Source organism: Adhaeribacter terreus (assembly GCF_042657365.1).
Lineage (GTDB): Bacteria > Bacteroidota > Bacteroidia > Cytophagales > Hymenobacteraceae > Adhaeribacter_A > Adhaeribacter_A terreus.
The window spans coordinates 150,266-169,483 of the sequence record NZ_JBHSKT010000007.1 but is presented as its reverse complement, the minus strand read 5'-3'; the positions used below and the strand labels follow the sequence as shown (position 1 = coordinate 169,483).

Genomic DNA, 19,218 nt, shown 5'->3' with positions numbered 1-19,218 from the left:
GCAGAAAACGCTACCACTTTGAACGCAAAAACCCCGGCCTTCTAACCAGCCGGGGTTTTCTTTTTGTAAAAAATATTTTTCTGGAAGATCACTTCACCGCATTATTCAGTTCTGCTTCCGTTTTGGCATTATAACCGTAACGCGGATTTTTGGTAGCCCAGATCCAGATGATGATGCCGATAATTACCAGCGGAATGCTCAACAACTGCCCGATATTCATACCAATGGTTTGCAGCAAATAATCTTCTGTATCTACCTGGTTCTCTTTCAGGAATTCGTAAAGGAAGCGGAGCGTGAACAGAATTACCACGAAAAGCCCGAAAATTGTGCCGTTTGGAGTAAGGGCTTTGCGTTTGCTCCAGAGCCAGTAAGTAAATAAAAACAACAGGAACGTAGAAATGGATTCGTAAAGCTGGGCTGGGTGGCGCGGTTGCAGGTTAGCGGCCACGCCGTTTATAATTTCGTTGTTTTGCACAAATTTAAACGCCCACGGCACGTAGCTTACTTTTCCAATAATTTCGGAATTCATCAGGTTACCCAACCGGATTAAAGCCCCTCCCAAAGCCACCACAATTACAATGCGATCCAGCACCCAGAGGTAGTTCAGTTTAAATTTGCGGGCAAACAAATAAAGCGACAGCAGAATACCAACCGTAGCGCCGTGACTTGCCAAACCGCCTTCCCAGATCTTCAGAATTTCTATCGGGTTGCTGAGGTAATATTCGGGCTCGTAAAACAAGCAATGGCCCAAACGCGCGCCTAAAACTGTTCCCACGATCATGTAGATGGTAATAATATCCACATCTTTTTCTGTGCGGCCTTCCGCCTGATAGATTTTACTCAGAATGCGCTGCCCAATCACAAAACCCAGCGCAAAAAGCAGACCGTACCAACGTACCGTAAGCGGCCCGAGCGTAAAAATTTCCGGGCTCACGTCCCAGGTTATATAAGCTAAAATTCCCATGTGCTATTTTAAATGCGGGGCTAAATTACGATTTATTATTCGGGAGGGAAAGTTTGAAAGGTTTTGGTTTGGTTACTAATGAGTTTTTGCGGTGAAAAGGATAGCGTTTTCAGACCAGGTCCTAATCTAAAAACGCTTCCATTTTTACCGCAAAAACTCAATTCAGCTTCTTCAGTTCTTCCAGAAAACCACCGCTTAAGATCGGGAAACGCAGCCAGCTTCTTGGGTCTAAATTATAATCGTCGAGGTGAAAAGATGGTGCATAGCGTTCCCGCTTCCATTGATTGCGGCTCCATAAAGCATAAAATCGCTTGATGTACATTTTCAGCGCTTCCGGTTCTACGTCTGCTTTCATGCGTTCAAAAACCTGCTCCGGCGCTAGTCTTTCGTAAAATGCCAAACGCTCGATCTGGTTTAAAACCGGGTAGGGCATCAGATCTTTCTCGTCGGTTTGCGTTTGCTCGGCCGGCCGGAGTTCGGCGCTTGGCTGCAGGTTATTTACATATTGCAAACCTTCGTAACCCAGATTTTGCTGTGCCCAGATAAGCCATTGGCGCAGAAATGCTTTATCTACGCCTGCCAACGGCGAAATACTTCCAGATGTATCACCATCCATGGTAGCGTAACCAACGGCAGCTTCACTCCTATTGGAAGTAGCCATTAAAAGCGCATTGTTGATGTTGGCCAGCATCCAGATAGCCGGAGCCCGTACCCGTGCCTGAATATTTTGCAGCGTTACATCGTCGGTTTGCCAGGTAAGTCCGCGGCCAATGGCGTGTTCAATTTTCCCAATGTAGCCTTTCACTTCCTCGTCAATTCCCCAGTTAAAGAAAACGGCGCCAATAGATTTTGCCAGTTCTTCGGCACTCCGGAAAGTATCGTCGGAAGAATTTACAGTTCCCTGGTAAGCGGTTGTCAATAATTTTCCGGTCAGGAATTGCTGTTTTTCGAAGTCGTTCAGGAATTCCAGCTTTTGCAGATCTTCGGCTGAAAACACGTTCAGTTTACGTGCAAATTCTTCCAGACCCAATTCGTTCAAAGCGCGTTTTACCATTTCCGCCACAGCCACCGCACAAGCCGAAGAATCGGCGCCGCCGCTCAACGAAAGCACAAAACCACGGCTCCGGCTTTTTCTTAAATAATCGAAAAGTGCCAGCGTTATAGCCGCAATAAATTCCTTGTTTTCATCTACCGTTTCCAGCGGCGCAACTTCTGCAACTAGCGGCAACGGATTTTCAAAATCTACTTTCCCGCATTCCAGATCCACACTTTTGAAACTCAGGAGTTGGTTCCGCATGATCAGGTTGCCGTTCTGTGCGATGAGAATTTCCCCGTCGTAGATCATTCTGCCGGCTTCGTTTCCGAGTAAATTGGCATAGACATAAGCGCAATTATATTTCTTCGAAGCATCCACAACCAAATGATAACGCACATCGGTTTTGCTCATGGCAAAATGGCTGGCGCTCGGGTTCAGAATTAACTGTACGCCGCGCTGCTGATGCTTTCCCGCCGGACGATCATCGCCGCGCCAGGCATCTTCACAGATCTCGAACGCAAACTTGACGCCTTTCAAGTCATAAACCAGGTCGCCAATTTTATAGGTTTTCCCGAATTTCTCAAACGTAGTTTCCTGCCCGGCCGGCCAGCTTGTAAACCAGCGCGGCTCGTAATGCACACCATCATTGGCTAGAAATTGCTTCGCCGTAAATCCGGTAATTTCTTTATTCTGAATAACGCAGACCGTATTATAAATTACGTGGTCGCGGAAGCGGATCGGTAAACCAACGGCTACGGTAATGTTTTCGCACCAATCTTTAATTTCCAGCAGTTTCTCAAACGCTTCCTCGGGCAGCCATTCCGTCAGGAAAAGGTCTTCGCAGCCGTAGCCGGTAATGCAAAGCTCGGGCAACAGCAACAGATCGGCCTTACTTTTTCGGGCTTTTTCGATAGCGTTTTTAATGTTGGCGAGGTTATTTTGCCAGTCGAGCGGGGTTTGATTGAGGGCAGCGGCAGCTAAAAGCATAAGCGTTTCGGGTTTTCTTGAAGTTCAGAATTACGCGAACGCAAGTTAGCGGTTGCCGACGATTTTTTTAGCGATTCGTAATTAATGAATAGCAATTAGCAAAAACGCTATGATTTTAAGCTGAAAAACTGAATAATGGTTAGAAACCGGAATCTGGCAGGTATTGAAGGAAAGAAAATCAGGAAAGCGATGAAAAAAAAAAACGGGTGGGATTTAAGCCGAAAAACTATACGTCCAGCGCTTGCAGGGCTTTTTCGGCAGCAGCTTGTTCGGCGCGTTTCTTGGAATGACCGTGACCTAAAGCAACCGGTTCGTCGTTCAGAAAAACTTCGGAAGTAAATTCGGTAACGTTGCCCTGCGGTTTCACATTCACCACTTCGAACCGGATGTTTTTATTCTGGCTTTGCGCCCATTCAATAAGCTTGCTCTTGAAATTGGTGGTGGTGGTTACCAGTGTATGCACATCGATGTGCGGTTTTACGAGCACATCCAGAATAAACCGGCGCGTGGTTTTGTACCCTTTATCGAGGTAAATAGCCCCGACCAAAGCTTCCAGCGCATTGCCGTTTATAGATTTGTAGCGAAAATTATTGCTACCCTGATCGGTTTTAACGAGCGTATTGAGCCCGATCCGGATCGCAACTGAGTTCAGCATTTCGCGGTTTACAATGCGCGAACGGATCTCGGTGAGGAAACCTTCCTGTTTGTAAGGAAATTTTTTGTAGAGGAATTCTGCTACCACGGCACCCAGAATAGCATCGCCCAGAAACTCCAGCCGCTCGTTCGTTTCATGACGACCGGCAGAAGTTTGCTTTAATACAGAGGTATGCGTGAGCGCCGTACGGTAAAGCCGCACGTTCTGAGGCTCCAGGCCGGTTATTTGCTTTATAGCGGCAGATAATGCTTTATCCTGCGAAAAAAGCCTGTTTATAAAACCGGTAACTGGTTTAAATGGCAAAGTTAGTCGTTAATTTTACGGAAAATAACCGAAGTATTGTGCCCGCCAAAACCAAAGGTATTGCTCATCGCGATCTTCACGTCGCGGGTCTGCGCCTTATTGAAGGTAAAGTTGAGTTTCGGGTCCAGGTCCGGATCGTCGGTAAAATGATTGATGGTTGGAGGAACTACGCCGTGCGTAATAGCCAGTACACTTGCAACCGCCTCAATACCACCAGCACCACCTAACAGGTGACCAGTCATACTTTTGGTAGAGCTAATGTTCAGGTTATAAGCGTGTTCGCCAAATACTTTCTGAATGGCAGTAACTTCAGCGCCATCGCCGAGCGGTGTACTGGTGCCATGCGTATTGATATAATCTACTTCTTCCGGTTTAATACCGGCATCGCGCAGTGCGTTTTGCATTACCAAAACCACACCTTCGCCGGTTGGGTCCGGAGCTGTTATGTGGTAAGCATCGGAAGAAAGGCCGCCGCCAATAATTTCGGCGTAAATTTTAGCACCGCGGGCTTTGGCATGTTCGTAATCTTCCAGAACAAGTGCACCGGCACCTTCACCCAGTACAAAACCGTCGCGGTCTTTGTCGTAAGGGCGGGAAGCCGTTTGCGGATCGTCGTTGCGCTCGCTCATGGCTTTAATGGCGTTGAATCCACCAATACCGGCTTCGGTAATAGCAGCTTCAGAACCACCGGTTACAATTACATCGGCCATTCCTAACCGGATATAGTTGTAAGCCGCCACAATAGAATCGGAAGAAGAGGCGCAGGCCGAAGTTGTAATAAAGTTCGGGCCGCGGAAACCATTTTTGATCGAGATATTGCCGGAAGCGCTATCAGCGATCATTTTGGGAATAAAGAAAGGATTGAAACGCGGCGTTCCATCGCCCCGGCCAAATGCAATACACTCTTCCTGAAAGGTACGGAGGCCACCAATTCCGGAACCCCAAATTACGCCTACGCGGTCTTTGCTTACGCTTTCCAGGTTCGCATCGCGAATTGCTTCGTCGCTGGCAACCATGGCAAATTGCGTAAACAAGTCCATTTTACGGGCTTCTTTCCGATCGAAATAATCTTCGGGATTGTATCCTTTTACTTCGCAGGCAAATTTCGTTTTGAATTTAGAAGCATCAAAACGGGTAATAGGCGCCGCGCCACTTACCCCGTTAGATAAGCCGGTCCAGTATTCCTGAACGTTGTTTCCAAGTGGAGTAAGTGCGCCAAGGCCTGTTACAACTACTCTCTTAAGCTCCATAAGCTTTTGTTAGAGGGGTTGGTTAATTAGGTAATTTGAATTAGTAGCAGTATTGCAATAAAAAAAGAGAACTATTTGGCGTGCTCTTCCAGGTAGCTGATCGCCTGACCAACAGTACCAATGTTCTCAGCCTGATCATCTGGAATAGAAACGTTGAATTCCTTTTCAAATTCCATGATAAGCTCTACTGTATCCAGGGAATCGGCACCCAGATCGTTGGTGAAGCTTGCCTCAGGAGTAACTTCAGACTCCTCAACACCTAACTTATCGATGATAATTGCTTTTACTTTTTCTGCGATTTCTGACATTTTCTTACTATTGGGTTTAAAACTAAATGCAAATAAATGGATTAAATAAAATATTCGCAAACAAATTTACTTTATTAGTTTGTGGATATTGTTTGTGGATAAATCTTTTCGGGCGTTTACTCCCGAATGGTCCAGAAGGTTATTACTTTTAACGCCCCGAACGCTACCGTTTTACAATCTGACTGCTGCCCATGAAAACCCTTCGCCTGGACCTTGATTACGAATACGACTTTGAGTTGTATGGCATTGTTTCGTCGAGCAAGGAATATACGTTGGCCTGGGCTATGAATCAGTATTTTAACCTGCGGCTTATCAAACAAAAAGATCTTTGCTTCGACTTTATAAGCAAAGGCCGGCTAGTTATTTCCAATTACCTGCACCGCACCGAGCATTATTCCATTCGCCTTTTCCGCAATAAATCCGTAGACCTGAGCACACTAAAAAAACCTTTTCTGGTGCCGGATATAAAAGAATACGATTACGTGGTACAGATCTCGGGTGCTTTCGACAGATTTTGCCCGCAGGAACTTTTGCGCAAATTCAATATGGTGCCGCTGGTGCAGTACGTAAAACAATTCGACCCGAACGCCCTGCAGTTTAAAGACAACCTCATTTTTTAACCGAATGCAGATAAGTTTTAATAAGACCAAGATTATTGCCACTGTTGGCCCGGCCAGCAATACCAAAGAAATGCTACTCGCCTTAATTGAAGAAGGGGTAGATGTTTTCCGGCTTAACTTTTCGCACGGCACGCACGAAGACCACCTGAAAGTGATACAGAACGTGCGCGAAATAAACAAGGAGCACAAAATAAACATCTGCCTGATGCAGGATCTGCAAGGGCCGAAGATCCGTTTAGGGGAAATTGAAGGGGGTAGCCTGGAAATTGTTCCCGGTCAGCGGCTCAAAATTGTGTGCGATAATGTACCCAGCGTGCCGGGCCGGCTTTCAACCATTTATAAAGATCTGGCCAAAGATGTGCGCGTAGGCGATTCGGTGCTGATAGACGATGGTAAAATAGAGCTGCGCGTAGTAGACACCGACCACGAAACCGAAGTAACGGCCGATGTAATTTATGGCGGCACCGTAAAACCCCGCAAAGGCATAAACCTGCCGCACAGCAAAGTTTCCGCGCCTTCGCTTACCGAAAAAGACCTGCGCGACCTGGAATTTGGCCTTGAGCACGACGTGGAATGGGTGGCGCTTTCGTTTGTGCGCAAAGTAGAAGACATTGTGCACCTGCGCGAAATAATTGAAGCCCGCGGTAAGGAAGCCAAAATAATTGCGAAGATCGAAAAACCGGAAGCCATTAAAAACATAGATGGTATTGTGCAGGTTTGCGACGCCATTATGGTGGCGCGCGGCGACCTGGGCGTGGAAGTGGGCATGGAAGAAGTGCCGATGATCCAAAAAGACCTGGTAGAAAGAGCCAACTGCGCTGGTAAACCCGTAATTATTGCTACCCAGATGATGGAAAGCATGATCCTGGCGCCGCGGCCTACCCGCGCCGAAACCAACGACATTGCCAACGCGGTGATGGACGGTGCGGATGCTTTAATGCTAAGCGCCGAAACAGCTTCGGGACAATACCCGGTAGAAACCATCCGGAGTATGAATAAAACCATTGAAAGCGTAGAAACCCACGCCGATATTTTTCATCGGAACTTTGTTTTCAACCCGCAATCCGAAACTTTTTATAACGATAGCATTGTAGCTAACGCCGTAAATTTGGCCCGCGATACCGATGCGGTTGCTATTGTAGGTTTATCCAAATCGGGTTATACGGCATTTCAATTAGCCAAGCACCGACCTAAAGCCAACCTGTTTATCTTTACCGACAACCGCCGTTTGCTGAACGTACTGAATTTACTCTGGGGCGTGCGCGGTTTCTACTACAACAAATTCAGCGTATCTACTACCGACGAAACTGTGGTAGATATTAAACGCATTTTACTGGCTACCAAACACGTAAAACCCGGCGACGTTTTCATCAGCACTTCGGGTATGCCGGTAAATGCGCACAAGAAAACCAACATGATAAAACTGAGCATTGTGTAGTAAAACGCTATGCTTTTGAGATGAAAAAGTCGGGTTGAGAAATTGGCCCGACTTTTTTATGCGTTTTGGATACCGTTTTTGGTTTATGAAATTCCTCTTCCTTAAAAACGCTATGCTTTTGACCTGAAAAACTAAAAACGCAAAGAAGCCTGACCGTTTGCACGATCAGGCTTTATATCTTTCATTTCCGGAAACCAGTAATTATTTTCAGTAATTAGAAAACATTATTTTTTACCCGAAAAATGATAGCGTTTTGCAAAACTAAAGGAGGCTTAAAATTAAGCAGCCAGTTTGTTCACAAATTTAGCCAGTTTAGACTTGGTGTTACCAGCTTTATTTTTGTGAATGATGTTTTTCTTAGCTAAACGATCAAGCATAGAAGAAGCAGTTTTGAAAAGCTCAACAGCTTCATTTTTATCGTTCGTAGCACGCAGTTTTTTAACTACAGTACGGGTAGATTTTGCCTGATAACGGTTCAGAAGACGTTTCTTTTCGTTTGCTCTGATTCTTTTTAATGCCGACTTATGATTAGCCATGGTTACTTATTTTCAAAAATTAAATTTCGTTTTTCAAATGAGTCTGCAAATATAGCAAGTTAATTTTTAAATAGCAAAGCAACCCTTCTACAAAATTTTCCGACCTCTATATTAAAGCAGAATAGATAGCAAATCTAAACTTAAAGCTTTAAATTTAGGTTGCTTTTTAAACTGGCAACCTCCCACTAACTTCTTATGAAACAAGGTTTAACTTTTTTTTCGCTCCTGGCAGTGCTGGCTTTTGGCTGCAAACCGGAAACGGAAACTATTCCCGGCACTACGCCGCTTGAACTGAACGCTCCCCGGAGTTTCGGCAAGCCGGAAATTCCGACCGATAACCCGACTACCGTGGAAGGCGCGCAACTGGGCCGTATGCTATTTTATGAAAAGAAACTATCCGGCGACAACTCCATGTCGTGCGGCACCTGCCACCAGCAGAAACACGCTTTTACCGATGGCAGCAATGCCCTTAGCCTGGGAATTGATGGCCTGCCGGGCACCCGCAACACCATGAGCCTGGCTAATATGGCCTGGAGCACCAGCTATACCTGGGATGGCGGCGCCAAAACTCTGGAGCAACAAGCCCGCGTGCCCATAGAAAGCAAGATAGAAATGCACCAGAATATGCAACAGGCGGTTCGCAAATTGCAGAATTCAGCGCATTACCCTCCCCTGTTCATGCGGGCATTTGGTTCCGAAAAAATTACCGAGGAAAATATTCTGAAAGCGCTCGCGCAATTCGAAAGAACGTTGATCTCGGCCGATTCGCGCTACGATAAATTCAAGAAGGAATACGACAAAACGAAAAATAACGCGGCGGCTATTTTCACCGAAGATGAATACAAAGGCTTCGTGCTTTTTAACAACCATCCGGACCCGAACAGCATGCGCGGCGCCGATTGTATGCACTGCCACGGCGGCGATTTATTTACGACCCAGGTAATTACCAATAACGGCTTAGACCACACGTTTAAAGACCTGGGCAAAGGCGGCCTGACCGGCAACCGTTTCGACGAAGGAAAATTTAAAGCTACTACGTTGCGGAATATTGCTTTAACGGCACCATACATGCACGATGGCCGCTTCCAAACCCTGGAAGAAGTGCTGGACCATTACAACGAGCACGTAGTAAGAAACAGCCCGAACCTGGATCCGGAAATTTCTTCGGCCAGCAATAATAACGACCCGGTAAATGGCTTGGGTTTAACGGCAAAAGAAAAAGCGCAGATCATTGCTTTCCTGAAAACGCTTACCGACGAAAAGTTCGTAACGAATCCGGAATTCTCCGACCCGTTCGAAAAAGGTGAATAACAGAAAAACATAAAACTACTACACAAAACCAACGCTATTACCATGAAATTTACAAACCGCATTTCCCGTTTCCTGGCTTTTGTTCTGCCGCTTTCTTTTGCTATTGCGGCTACCAGCTGCGATAACGACGACGACGACAAAAAAGCAACGCCGAAGCCTGCCGAACCAGTGCCAGCCCAGCTACATGTTAATTTCGATCATCAGGTAAACGGTCAGCCGCTCGAATTCAATACCAGAGAATATACGAACGCCGCCGGCAACACATACAACGTTACGCTCCTGAAATACTACATCAGCAACGTAACCTTAACCAATTCTGAGACCGGCGAGGTTTTCAAGGAAAAAGATAGCTACCATTTAATTAACCCTACCGAAAGCAAGAGCAGCTTTACGCTGAAAGATCTTCCGTCTAAAAAGTTCGACCACCTTTCATTTGCCATCGGCATCGATTCGGCGGCCAACCTGAGCACCGACCAGCCTGGCGACCTGAACCCGAATAACGACATGGCCTGGAACTGGAATACCGGTTACGTTTTCGTGAAATTCGAAGGCAACAACATTAAACCAAACGCTGCTGATAACCGCGCCGTGCTGCTGCACGTGGGCCACAACGCAAATTACAAAACCGTAACTTTCCCTATAAACGGCGGTGTAACGTTTGCTGCTGACAGAATTTTTAATGCCAACCTTCGGGTAGATGCAAATGCCCTGCTGGAAGGCCCCAACGTTATCGATTTCAATACGCTCACGAACGTAATGGGTGGCCCGAACGCTGCTAAAATTGCCGAAAACTACAGCGATGGCATGTTCAGTTTGCACGAAGTAAAGCAGCAATAGCACCTGAAAAATCAGTAAAACGTGATGAAAAAATATTCATTTCTGCTTCTGGCGGCCGGCTTGTTTCTCAGCGCCTGCGACAACGACGACGATGACAAGAAAATTGAGCCGGCGCAAGCTGCTTCGGTAGAACTGGAATTCGACAGCCGTTTTGGTACTGAAGACTTTGCAAGGAACGCAACTTACGTTACCCAGAACGGCGATTCGGTGGCTGTGGGAAGCGTCCTGTATTTTGTTTCGAACGTGGAATTACTGAAAGCCGATGGCAGCGCTTACAAGGTACCCGACAGCTATTATTTAATTGAAAACGCAGACCAGAAAATACGCGAAAAAGTTACGTTACCAAATATTCCGGCTGGCGAGTATACCAGACTGCGTTTTATGGTGGGCGTAGATTCTACCCATAATAAAACCGTAGCCAATGCCGTAGGCGACCTGACCCTGGAAAACACCCACATGACCTGGGACTGGAATACCGGCTATATTTTTCTGAACGTAAATGGGGTGTATTACAACCCGGCTTCGAAAACGTTTGACGGGTTGTTTTATGAAATTGGCAAAGATTACAGCAGCCGCACCGTTACGTTAGATCTTCCGGCCGGAACTGCTAAAATGATTGTCGGCGAAGATCACAATCCTAAAATTCACATACACGCCAACCTAAAAACTATTTTCGGCGGCCCGAATGTGATAGATGTAAAAGCACAGCCGCGTATTGATGGCACGCCGCAGCATGCTGCAACCAGCATAAAAGTGGCCGATAATTATGCGACCATGTTCAAAATAGATCACGTTCACGGGAATTAGTTTTTTGCATTAAAATGATACGGTTTTGGCAAATAGTATGGTTTTCAGGCTTGGTAGCGGCTTCGGCGTGCACCAAACCTGAAAACCGTTTGCCTGAACCTGCTCCGGAACCTTTTACCGTTACCGCTCCGGAAAACCTGGGAAAAACGGTACCGTTTCCGGCCAAAAATCCGTTTACCCGCGAGGGCGTTTTACTTGGCAGAAAATTATTCTACGACCCTACTCTTTCTGCCAACAATAAAATTTCCTGCGCCACCTGCCACATGCCGCAAAAAGCGTTTACCGATGGCGCGGCTTTGGGCACAACAGGCATTTCGGGCAAACCGCTGCACCGCAACGCCCCTACTTTGCAAAACCTGGCCTGGCACAAAGGCTGGTTCTGGGATGGCGGCGCCAAAGACCTGGAATCGCTGAACTTCGGTCCGCTGAAACACCCCGATGAAATGGGCCAGAACCTGACCGAACTGGTAACCGAACTGAAAAACAAACCCGAATATCCACCGCTTTTCAAAGCTGCTTTTCCGCAGGATTCTATTTCTACCATTACCATTACACGGGCATTGGCGCAGTTTCAGCGCACCTTAATTTCGGCCAATTCGCGTTACGATAAATATGTGCGCAACGAAGGCGGAAAGCTAGATAAAAAGGAACTGGATGGCTTAACCATTTTTCAGCAAAAATGCAGCAACTGCCACACCACCGACTTTTTTACCGATTTTGGCTACCATAATAACGGCCTGGACAATACTTTTCCGGATGATTTTGAAGCCGTAGCCTGGGGCCGTGGCCGCATTTCAGAAAAGCCTGAAGACATTGGCAAATACAAAACGCCTACGCTCCGCAACATTGCTTTAACCGCGCCTTATATGCACGACGGCCGTTTCAAAACGCTGGAAGAAGTGCTGGAACATTACAATGCGGGCGTGAAAAATTCGGCTACATTAGATGCAGCCTTACAAAAAAATGCCAAACCGGGAATTTCTTTAACCGAAGCTGAAAAAACCAAACTGATCGCCTTTCTGAATACCCTCACCGATCCGGAATTCGTGAACAACCCCGACTTTTTACCTGCCCGCTGATACCATTTTTTGCCTTATTTTTGCGGGAATTTAATTTTTATGCCGGTTCTTCCCACCCCCGTTTTTTCACCGCCTTTTTACCAGTTCAACAAGCATCTGCAAACCATTTTGCCCAGCATTCTGCGCACCGTAACCGGTGTAACTTATAGCCGCGAACGCATTTCTACGCCTGATGCTGATTTTCTGGATCTGGATTGGTCGGTGGTAGGCTCGAATAAATTACTGATCGTTTCGCATGGTCTGGAAGGCGACGCTAATCGGCCGTATGTGAAGGGTATGGTAAAAGCGGCCAATAAAGCCGGAATGGATGCGCTGGCCTGGAATTACCGGAGTTGCAGCGGCGAACCAAACCAGCTTTTAAGTTCTTACCATCTGGGCGCTACGCACGATCTGGACCTTGTAATTCGGTATGCTTTGGCCCAGAAAAAGTACGAAACGGTTTATTTAACGGGCTTTAGTGCGGGCGGGAATATTACGTTGAAATACTTAGGCGAAGCGCCGGAAAAAGTACCTTCAGAAGTGAAAAGAGCCGCCGTTTTTTCGGTGCCGTGCCATTTAAAAAGTGCCGCTCTGCAAATTTCGAAACCTGAAAACCGCATTTATTTGCGCCGTTTCCTTAATTCGCTTCGCCGGAAACTGGAACAGAAAATTCCCATTGCCAACGGCGCACTCGATCTTTCGGATTACCATTTGGTGAAAGATTTTCAGGCTTTTGACGACCGGTTTACCGCACCACTACACGGTTTTGCCAGCGCCGATGATTATTACGCCCAATGCAGCTCTTTGCCTTATTTGCCCAACATTCAAATCCCGACGTTGCTGATAAATGCGAAGAACGACCCGTTTTTATCTCCACAATGTTTCCCGGTTAGGGAAGCGGAAGCAAACCCAAACCTGTTTCTGGAAATGCCAGAAAACGGCGGACACGTGGGTTTTGCACTGGATTTCCGGAAAGGCCTTTATTATTCCGAGCAACGCGCCCTGCAATTCCTGACTGCCGAAGTTCCCGCATAAATTTGTAAGTTTGTTCTGCGTACCCCGCTTTAATAAAAGCATTGATCTCCCGATTATGAAACGACTTTTTACTGCCTTTCTGATACCGTTTTTTGCGCTTACTGCCGTTTTTGCCCAGCAGGAAATTCCGGTGGAGAAAAAAGAACGTAACGAATACACATTCAAAATGCCTGATTACATTACCGTGCAGGATTTCGAATTCATTTCCGCCATCACCACCGATCAGCCGAACGTTTATATTATTAACATCCGGGCGCTGGATGACGCCAAACAAGCCGATAAAAGGGTGCAAGGCAAGCTACTTTTTGAAATTAATGGCCAGACGCTGCCCGTAGATTTTAGAGATGGCCTGGGAAGTGCAAAAGCAGAAATTAAAGGCACCGAAAAAATAACCATGCACGCCGTAGACTCCGATATTACCCGCACGGGCACGATCTCGCATCCTTTTAACTGGAGCAAAATAATTGGTTTGGTTTTAGCCCTCGCGGCTCTGGGAGCCGTGGTTTGGTTTATTCAGCGCCGGAAAAAGAAATAATACTTCTGAATTTTCTAAAAAAGTAAAAGCCGGAACTGTTAGCTCCGGCTTTTACTTTTTGGGTCAGAAACCCTACCGTTTTTAACCTACCGAAGGCACAAAAACTACTTTCTTGGTGTCGAAAAATTCTTCTTCAAAATAATTCTTCAAATCGAAAAGCTCGGTTACTAAACCAGATTCGGTAATTTCTTCGGTCAGGTCGCCACCTTTTAAGTAATAAAGACCGTGATTGGGCGCATCGGTTTCTTTGAAGCGGAACTGAATCCATTGGTAGAATTCGGCTAAACGGGCTACGGCGCGGCTTACAATGTAATCGTAGCGGTCGTGGAGTTGTTCGGCGCGGGTTTGCTGGGCGGTTACGTTGTGCAGTTTCAGTTCGTCGGCAATGCTTTGCACTACGTGAATTTTTTTGCCGATAGAATCTACCAGGTGAAATTTCACTTCCGGAAACATGATGGCCAAAGGCAAGCCCGGTAAACCCCCGCCGGTACCTACATCCAAAACATGCGTATTTGCCTGAAATTGAATAACCTTGGCAATGCCCAGCGAATGCAAAATGTGGCGCGTTGGCAACTCATCGATATCTTTTCTGGAAACCACGTTTATTTTGGCGTTCCATTCTTTATAAAGCTCGTTCAGGCGGGCAAATTTTTCCTGCTGCTGCCCGGTTATTTCGGGGAAGTATTTTTTGATGATATCCACCTTTTCTAGTGATTAGTGATTAGTGAATAATGATTAGTATTTGAACTAATTACTATTCCAAAGCGAAAGTAAGTGATTTTTGCTTTTGTTCCTGTATATCAGCTTGCGCTTTCCAATAAATCGAAAAACGGTAGGCTTTTAAACGAAAAAACCCCGGCCGAAGCCAGGGTTCTTTTATATTTCCTTACTAATCATTATTCACTATCCACTAATCACTAAATAAGGTGTTTTTTATTCTTCACCATGTCATAGAGCAACTCACGGGCGCGGTGCAGCTGGGCTTTTACGGTTCCCAGAGGCGCGTTCAGTTCGGTGGCGATCTCTTCGTACGAAAGTTCGTCGAAGTAGCGGAGCGTAACCAGGCGCTGGTATTTATCCGGAAGCTTGGCCACGATGGATTGCATGATCTCGATCTTTTGGTTCTTGATGGCGCTTTCCTGCGGCGTAAGGTTGTTGTCTTTAAAATCTATGGTGATCTCGTCGCCGTTATCAATTTTAATGGCCGAATCGATGCTCATCGTTTTGATCTTGTTCTTGCGAATGAAGTCGATGCAGTTGTTGGTGGCAATACGGAACAGCCAGGTACTGAAAGCGTATTCGGGGTTGAATTTGTGCAGGTTACGAAATGCCTTGGCAAACGCTTCGATGGTTAAATCTTCGGCATCGTCAGGGTTTCGCACCATTTTCAGCACAACGTGGTACACCGGCTTCTTGTAGATTTGCATCAGTTCGGCATAAGCTTTTTCGTTGCCCTCTTCCACCGCCGATTGGATCAGTTTGAAGTCGTGCTTGGCCTTTGCCGAAAATTGTTTGTTTACTTCTTCCATGCTATTTTTTTGAACATTAATACCGATACGGACAACATAATATATAAGATATAATATATTAAATCTAATACCGGCATGAGTACTACTGAAAGCCGCTCTTTTAGGTTACCTGCCGCCTGATAATAAATAGAATAAACTACCAGGCAGCGTCCTGCAAATATCGCTCCCAACCATACCAAATTGGCCTGCATTACCAAAAGTACGACTGAAAGCCCGTAAAATAAGATGTTTGCCAAAATAAAACTGCCAATCCGGAAACGGTCTGCCAATTTGTATTTCTTGCCTGCACTTAAGTGGCGCCGTTTCTGCTGCCACCATTCGCTCCAGGTTTCTTTGGCTTTGCTTTCGGTTTGAGCTTCCTGCCCGATCACAACATTTATTTTGCTATTGGCAGCGGCATCGCGCACAAAAAGATCGTCGTCGCCGCCCGTTGCCCGAATGTGCGAGGCAAAGCCTTTATTCCGGTAAAAACACGATTTGGTATAAGATAAATTCCGGCCTACTCCCATATATGGTTTCCCCTTTACGGCAAACGACAAATACTGAATAGCGGAAAGTAAGGTTTCGTATTTTATGAGATAACCAAGAAACCCCGGTAATTGTTCATATTTTCCGTAACCAAGTACAATTTCCGCCCCGTTTTTATAGCCTTTCACCATTTCGCCAATCCAGTTCTCGCTCAGGGGCACGCAATCAGCATCCGTGAAAAGCAAATGTTCATGTTTTGCAGATTTTATACCCAGGCTGAGCGCATATTTTTTCGGGTTGAAACCAGCCGGCGTATTTTTTATGGAAATTAACCGCGCGTTGGGGTAATACTGCGTGATCTGTTGCATGTAACCACCGGTTTCATCCTTGGAGCGATCATCGATTAGCATGAGCTCAAATTCCGGGTAGTTTTGTTTTAAGAGTTTGGGTATAAGCCGCAGCAGGTTTTCGTATTCGTTATGCGCGCAAACAATTACGGTAACCGGAAAACCGGGCGTTTGGAAAGGCAAATGTTTTTTAAAAAGTGCCAGAGCCAGAAAGTAATAAAAAGCATAAAAGAACTGCACCAGTACGGTAAAAGCCAGCAGCAAAAAAAGTACGTTCTCTAACGTAAGCGGAAGCGGAAGCGGAAACATTTTTTAATTAAGAATTAATAATTAAGAATTAATAATCAGGAGTTTTTGAGGCAAAAAGCATATCGTTTTTCAGCCTTTTCAAGCAACTTAATTGTTAATTCTTTCCGGGAAATTCAAGCTTCAAAGCTACCGCTAAAAACGCCAACCGCCAACCTTAAAAATCAATAAATTCCTGAAAACCGGGCATTGTTCGTATCTTTGCCGGCTTGCTAAAATGCATTAATAATTTTGAATGCACGACTACCGAAAATTCTTAATTCTTTATGCAGCATTTAGTTTACATATACTGAAGGTAAGTCCCCCTTTGGCGGGGGTAGGGGGAGGACCACAATAATGAAGATTCGTATTGCGAGGATTCTCCCCTTGAGGGGAGTTAGAGGGGTGTAAATTGTGATACATGAAAACACCCCTCCGGCTCCCCTCAAGGGGAGAGTATCGGCTAACGTGAAAATCAAATAATGTAGTCCTCCCCCAACCCCCTCCAAAGGGGGACTGAAAAATCAGCGCTTAAAGGCGTTTTATATATTAATAGAATAAATGACTTTTGAACTTCAAGCCCAGGATCCTGGCTCCAACGCCCGCGCCGGTAAAGTAACCACCGCGCACGGCGAAATTCAGACGCCTATTTTTATGCCCGTGGGCACTGCCGGCAGCGTAAAAGCTGTGCACCAGCGCGAACTGAAAGAAGATATTCAGGCGCAGATCATTCTGGGAAATACGTACCATTTATACCTGCGCCCTGGCCTGAAGGTGCTGGAAGATGCGGGCGGTTTGCATAAATTTAACGGCTGGGATAAACCGATCTTAACCGACAGCGGCGGCTACCAGGTTTTCTCGCTTTCGGGTACCCGGAAAATTATTGAGGAAGGTGTAAAATTCAAATCGCACCTGGACGGCTCTACGCATTTGTTTACGCCCGAAAACGTGATGGACACGCAACGCACCATCGGCGCCGACATTATCATGGCTTTCGATGAATGTACGCCTTACCCGTGTGAATACGATTATGCCAAAAATTCCATGCACCGCACGCACCGCTGGCTGGAACGCTGCTGCAAGCAATTCGAAGCTACGGAAGACAAATACGGCTATGACCAGACGTTATTCCCGATCGTGCAGGGCAGTACGTTTAAAGATCTACGTACGCAATCGGCCGAATTCATTGCCAGCATGAACCGCGAAGGAAACGCCATTGGCGGCCTGAGCGTGGGCGAACCGGCAGAAATGATGTACGAAATGACGGACTTGGTTTGCGGGATTTTGCCCAAAGACAAGCCACGCTATTTAATGGGCGTAGGCACCCCGGCAAATATTTTAGAAAACATTGCGTTGGGCGTAGATATGTTCGACTGCGTATTACCAACGCGGAATGCTCGGAACGGGATGCTTTTCACCACGCAAGGCATCATCAACATCCGGAACCAGCGCTGGAAAGACGATTTTACGCCGATTGATGCGGAGTTGGGCGGCTATACCAGCACGTTCTACACCAAAGCCTATTTACGCCATTTAATGCACGCGCAGGAATATCTGGGCGGCATGATAGCCAGCGTACACAATTTAACGTTCTACCTCTGGCTGGTTAAACAAGCGCGCGAGCAAATTCTGGCCGGCACCTTTGCCGCCTGGAAAAACGTAATGGTAGAAAAACTGATGACGCGGCTTTAAGATTTCAATTAGAAATTATGAATTAGAAATTAGATATGGTTTTATTGCTTAAAGCATACCGTTTATATTTCAAATTCAGGAACTGAGTTTTCAGAAAAAATAATTTCTAATTTTTAATTTCTAATTCATAATTAAAAAGTGAAGCTTTTAGATAAATATATTCTGAAGAAATTCCTGACCACGTTTGTGTTTGTGGTGTTGCTTTGCGTGCTCATTATCTGCGTGATCGACTTCACTGAAAAGAACGACGATTTCATTAAGAATAACGTGGGCATCGGGTCTATTCTCTTCGATTATTATTTCAATCTCATTCCGTTCTATGCCAACATGCTGAGCCCGATCACGGTGTTTATTGCGGTGGTTTTCGTTACGGCTAAGCTGGCTTCGCATACCGAAATTATTGCAATTCTGAGTAGTGGCGTGAGTTTCAGGCGCTTGCTGGTGCCTTACATTATTGGGGCGGTAATTATTGGGGCAGCAATCTTCGGACTGATAGGCTGGGTAATTCCGAATGCGAATAAAACGCGGGTGGCTTTCGAGATCAAGTACATCAAAAACCCGTTCAATTACGATGCGCGCAACATTCACATAAGGGTTGGCCCGGAAAGTTACGTGTATATGGAAAGCTACAACAACACGGCCAACGTGGGTTATAAATTCGCGCTGGAGCATATTGTAGGCACCGACCTGAAAAGCAAACTGACTTCGGAAGTAATTTCGTGGAACCCGGAAAAGAAAAAATGGCGTATCGATAATTATACCCTGCGCACATTTAATGGCGAAAAAGAAACGCTCAGCTACGGCCAGGCCATGGATACTACGCTGAATTTGTTGCCGAAAGATTTTGCCAGCACCTATCGCCTTTCAGAAACCTTTACCCTGCCCGAACTGAACCGCTACATTGCCGAAAAAGAAGCCCGCGGCGCCGACGATACGGAAATTTACCTGATCGAAAAATACGAACGTTTCAGTTATCCGTTTGCCATCATCGTCCTTACCATTATCGGGGTGATTCTCAGCTCCCGGAAATCACGCGGAGGTGTAGGTTTGCAAATTGCTTTGGGGTTTGCGCTGGCCTTCGTTTTCATCATTTTCGTGATCATGAGCCGCAGCTTAGCCCAGGTTGGCGACGTACCACCCATGCTGGCGTCCTGGATTCCGCTAATGATCTTTTCCGTAATTGGCGCAGTGCTTTACAAAACGGTACCGCGATAGGA

General features: G+C 46.1%; 19 protein-coding genes. 10 read left to right on the top strand and 9 right to left on the bottom strand.

The genetic code is table 11. The features are described from left to right. Positions 1-88 precede the first annotated feature (88 nt). The 5 genes from lgt to ACFPIB_RS12750 form a co-directional block, all read right to left on the bottom strand. The gene (gene lgt / locus ACFPIB_RS12770; RefSeq protein WP_378017848.1) at positions 89-964 is read right to left on the bottom strand and encodes a prolipoprotein diacylglyceryl transferase; all 876 of its coding nucleotides are present in this window, start codon (positions 962-964) and stop codon (positions 89-91) included. A gap of 157 nt (positions 965-1,121) precedes the next feature. Further along, positions 1,122-2,987 (bottom strand): NAD(+) synthase, encoded by a 1,866-nt coding sequence (gene nadE, locus ACFPIB_RS12765; RefSeq protein ID WP_378017847.1) that lies wholly within the window; start codon positions 2,985-2,987, stop codon positions 1,122-1,124. A 226-nt stretch (positions 2,988-3,213) separates the two neighbouring features. Continuing rightward, positions 3,214-3,945 carry a ribonuclease III gene (rnc, locus tag ACFPIB_RS12760; RefSeq protein WP_378017846.1) on the bottom strand — a complete coding sequence of 244 codons (732 nt, stop codon included), beginning with the start codon at positions 3,943-3,945 and terminating at the stop codon, positions 3,214-3,216. A gap of 2 nt (positions 3,946-3,947) precedes the next feature. Further along, positions 3,948-5,195, bottom strand: a complete 1,248-nt coding sequence (gene fabF / locus ACFPIB_RS12755) for a beta-ketoacyl-ACP synthase II (protein WP_378017845.1) — start codon at positions 5,193-5,195, stop codon at positions 3,948-3,950. 71 nt (positions 5,196-5,266) lie between these two features. Beyond that, positions 5,267-5,503 (bottom strand): acyl carrier protein, encoded by a 237-nt coding sequence (locus tag ACFPIB_RS12750; RefSeq protein WP_026462992.1) that lies wholly within the window; start codon positions 5,501-5,503, stop codon positions 5,267-5,269. Positions 5,504-5,694: 191 nt separating this feature from the next. Here ACFPIB_RS12750 and ACFPIB_RS12745 point away from each other — a divergent pair, with 191 nt between their 5' ends. After that, entirely contained in the window at positions 5,695-6,123 is a 429-nt protein-coding gene (locus ACFPIB_RS12745) for an IPExxxVDY family protein (RefSeq protein ID WP_378017844.1), read from the top strand. 4 nt (positions 6,124-6,127) lie between these two features. Beyond that, a complete protein-coding gene (gene pyk, locus ACFPIB_RS12740) occupies positions 6,128-7,561 on the top strand; it encodes a pyruvate kinase (RefSeq protein ID WP_378017843.1) in 1,434 nt (477 codons plus the stop codon). Between the two features lie 278 nt (positions 7,562-7,839). Here the strand turns inward: pyk and rpsT are convergent, their stop codons facing one another. Continuing rightward, entirely contained in the window at positions 7,840-8,097 is a 258-nt protein-coding gene (rpsT, locus tag ACFPIB_RS12735) for a 30S ribosomal protein S20 (protein ID WP_378017842.1), read from the bottom strand. 195 nt (positions 8,098-8,292) lie between these two features. Between rpsT and ACFPIB_RS12730 the strand changes: the two genes are divergently transcribed. From ACFPIB_RS12730 to ACFPIB_RS12705, 6 genes are read left to right on the top strand one after another with little or no spacing between them, the layout of a single operon-like run. Further along, positions 8,293-9,408 (top strand): cytochrome-c peroxidase, encoded by a 1,116-nt coding sequence (locus ACFPIB_RS12730; RefSeq protein WP_378017841.1) that lies wholly within the window; start codon positions 8,293-8,295, stop codon positions 9,406-9,408. Positions 9,409-9,450: 42 nt separating this feature from the next. Then, positions 9,451-10,245 carry an MbnP family protein gene (locus ACFPIB_RS12725; protein ID WP_378017840.1) on the top strand — a complete coding sequence of 265 codons (795 nt, stop codon included), beginning with the start codon at positions 9,451-9,453 and terminating at the stop codon, positions 10,243-10,245. Positions 10,246-10,269: 24 nt separating this feature from the next. Further along, positions 10,270-11,052: an MbnP family protein gene (locus ACFPIB_RS12720; protein WP_378017839.1), complete on the top strand. Its 783-nt coding sequence runs from the start codon at positions 10,270-10,272 to the stop codon at positions 11,050-11,052. Positions 11,053-11,066: 14 nt separating this feature from the next. Then, positions 11,067-12,131 (top strand): cytochrome-c peroxidase, encoded by a 1,065-nt coding sequence (locus ACFPIB_RS12715; RefSeq protein ID WP_378017838.1) that lies wholly within the window; start codon positions 11,067-11,069, stop codon positions 12,129-12,131. A gap of 39 nt (positions 12,132-12,170) precedes the next feature. Continuing rightward, a complete protein-coding gene (locus ACFPIB_RS12710; RefSeq protein ID WP_378017837.1) occupies positions 12,171-13,145 on the top strand; it encodes a YheT family hydrolase in 975 nt (324 codons plus the stop codon). A gap of 55 nt (positions 13,146-13,200) precedes the next feature. Continuing rightward, positions 13,201-13,680: a hypothetical protein gene (locus ACFPIB_RS12705; protein ID WP_378017836.1), complete on the top strand. Its 480-nt coding sequence runs from the start codon at positions 13,201-13,203 to the stop codon at positions 13,678-13,680. Positions 13,681-13,761: 81 nt separating this feature from the next. On the opposite strand, the gene rsmG is transcribed toward ACFPIB_RS12705, so the two are convergent. The 3 genes from rsmG to ACFPIB_RS12690 form a co-directional block, all read right to left on the bottom strand. After that, positions 13,762-14,382, bottom strand: coding sequence for a 16S rRNA (guanine(527)-N(7))-methyltransferase RsmG (rsmG, locus tag ACFPIB_RS12700; RefSeq protein ID WP_378017835.1), 621 nt, complete (start codon positions 14,380-14,382; stop codon positions 13,762-13,764). 215 nt (positions 14,383-14,597) lie between these two features. Beyond that, the gene (locus tag ACFPIB_RS12695) at positions 14,598-15,209 is read right to left on the bottom strand and encodes an RNA polymerase sigma factor (RefSeq protein ID WP_200507806.1); all 612 of its coding nucleotides are present in this window, start codon (positions 15,207-15,209) and stop codon (positions 14,598-14,600) included. Beyond that, complete coding sequence (locus tag ACFPIB_RS12690) at positions 15,197-16,333, bottom strand: glycosyltransferase (protein ID WP_378017834.1); 1,137 nt, start codon at positions 16,331-16,333, stop codon at positions 15,197-15,199. Before ACFPIB_RS12690 ends, ACFPIB_RS12695 begins: the two co-directional genes overlap by 13 nt. A 537-nt stretch (positions 16,334-16,870) precedes the next feature. Between ACFPIB_RS12690 and tgt the strand changes: the two genes are divergently transcribed. Together tgt and ACFPIB_RS12680 are read left to right on the top strand one after the other, a co-directional pair. Then, on the top strand, positions 16,871-18,001 hold the full coding sequence (gene tgt / locus ACFPIB_RS12685; protein ID WP_378017833.1) for a tRNA guanosine(34) transglycosylase Tgt: 1,131 nt from the start codon (positions 16,871-16,873) through the stop codon (positions 17,999-18,001). Between the two features lie 138 nt (positions 18,002-18,139). Then, positions 18,140-19,216, top strand: coding sequence for an LptF/LptG family permease (locus ACFPIB_RS12680; RefSeq protein ID WP_378017832.1), 1,077 nt, complete (start codon positions 18,140-18,142; stop codon positions 19,214-19,216). Positions 19,217-19,218 lie beyond the last annotated feature (2 nt).

What these genes read in the sequence shown, in the direction of transcription:
- ACFPIB_RS12715 (WP_378017838.1), top strand. Translation starts at nt 11,067, where the DNA reads ATGATACGGTTTTGGCAAATAGTATGGTTTTCAGGCTTGGTAGCGGCT.
- nadE (WP_378017847.1), bottom strand. Translation starts at nt 2,987, where the DNA reads ATGCTTTTAGCTGCCGCTGCCCTCAATCAAACCCCGCTCGACTGGCAA.
- tgt (WP_378017833.1), top strand. Translation starts at nt 16,871, where the DNA reads ATGACTTTTGAACTTCAAGCCCAGGATCCTGGCTCCAACGCCCGCGCC.
- pyk (WP_378017843.1), top strand. Translation starts at nt 6,128, where the DNA reads ATGCAGATAAGTTTTAATAAGACCAAGATTATTGCCACTGTTGGCCCG.
- ACFPIB_RS12705 (WP_378017836.1), top strand. Translation starts at nt 13,201, where the DNA reads ATGAAACGACTTTTTACTGCCTTTCTGATACCGTTTTTTGCGCTTACT.
- rpsT (WP_378017842.1), bottom strand. Translation starts at nt 8,097, where the DNA reads ATGGCTAATCATAAGTCGGCATTAAAAAGAATCAGAGCAAACGAAAAG.
- lgt (WP_378017848.1), bottom strand. Translation starts at nt 964, where the DNA reads ATGGGAATTTTAGCTTATATAACCTGGGACGTGAGCCCGGAAATTTTT.
- ACFPIB_RS12750 (WP_026462992.1), bottom strand. Translation starts at nt 5,503, where the DNA reads ATGTCAGAAATCGCAGAAAAAGTAAAAGCAATTATCATCGATAAGTTA.
- ACFPIB_RS12745 (WP_378017844.1), top strand. Translation starts at nt 5,695, where the DNA reads ATGAAAACCCTTCGCCTGGACCTTGATTACGAATACGACTTTGAGTTG.
- ACFPIB_RS12695 (WP_200507806.1), bottom strand. Translation starts at nt 15,209, where the DNA reads ATGGAAGAAGTAAACAAACAATTTTCGGCAAAGGCCAAGCACGACTTC.
- ACFPIB_RS12710 (WP_378017837.1), top strand. Translation starts at nt 12,171, where the DNA reads ATGCCGGTTCTTCCCACCCCCGTTTTTTCACCGCCTTTTTACCAGTTC.
- ACFPIB_RS12725 (WP_378017840.1), top strand. Translation starts at nt 9,451, where the DNA reads ATGAAATTTACAAACCGCATTTCCCGTTTCCTGGCTTTTGTTCTGCCG.
- ACFPIB_RS12720 (WP_378017839.1), top strand. Translation starts at nt 10,270, where the DNA reads ATGAAAAAATATTCATTTCTGCTTCTGGCGGCCGGCTTGTTTCTCAGC.
- ACFPIB_RS12730 (WP_378017841.1), top strand. Translation starts at nt 8,293, where the DNA reads ATGAAACAAGGTTTAACTTTTTTTTCGCTCCTGGCAGTGCTGGCTTTT.
- ACFPIB_RS12690 (WP_378017834.1), bottom strand. Translation starts at nt 16,333, where the DNA reads ATGTTTCCGCTTCCGCTTCCGCTTACGTTAGAGAACGTACTTTTTTTG.
- fabF (WP_378017845.1), bottom strand. Translation starts at nt 5,195, where the DNA reads ATGGAGCTTAAGAGAGTAGTTGTAACAGGCCTTGGCGCACTTACTCCA.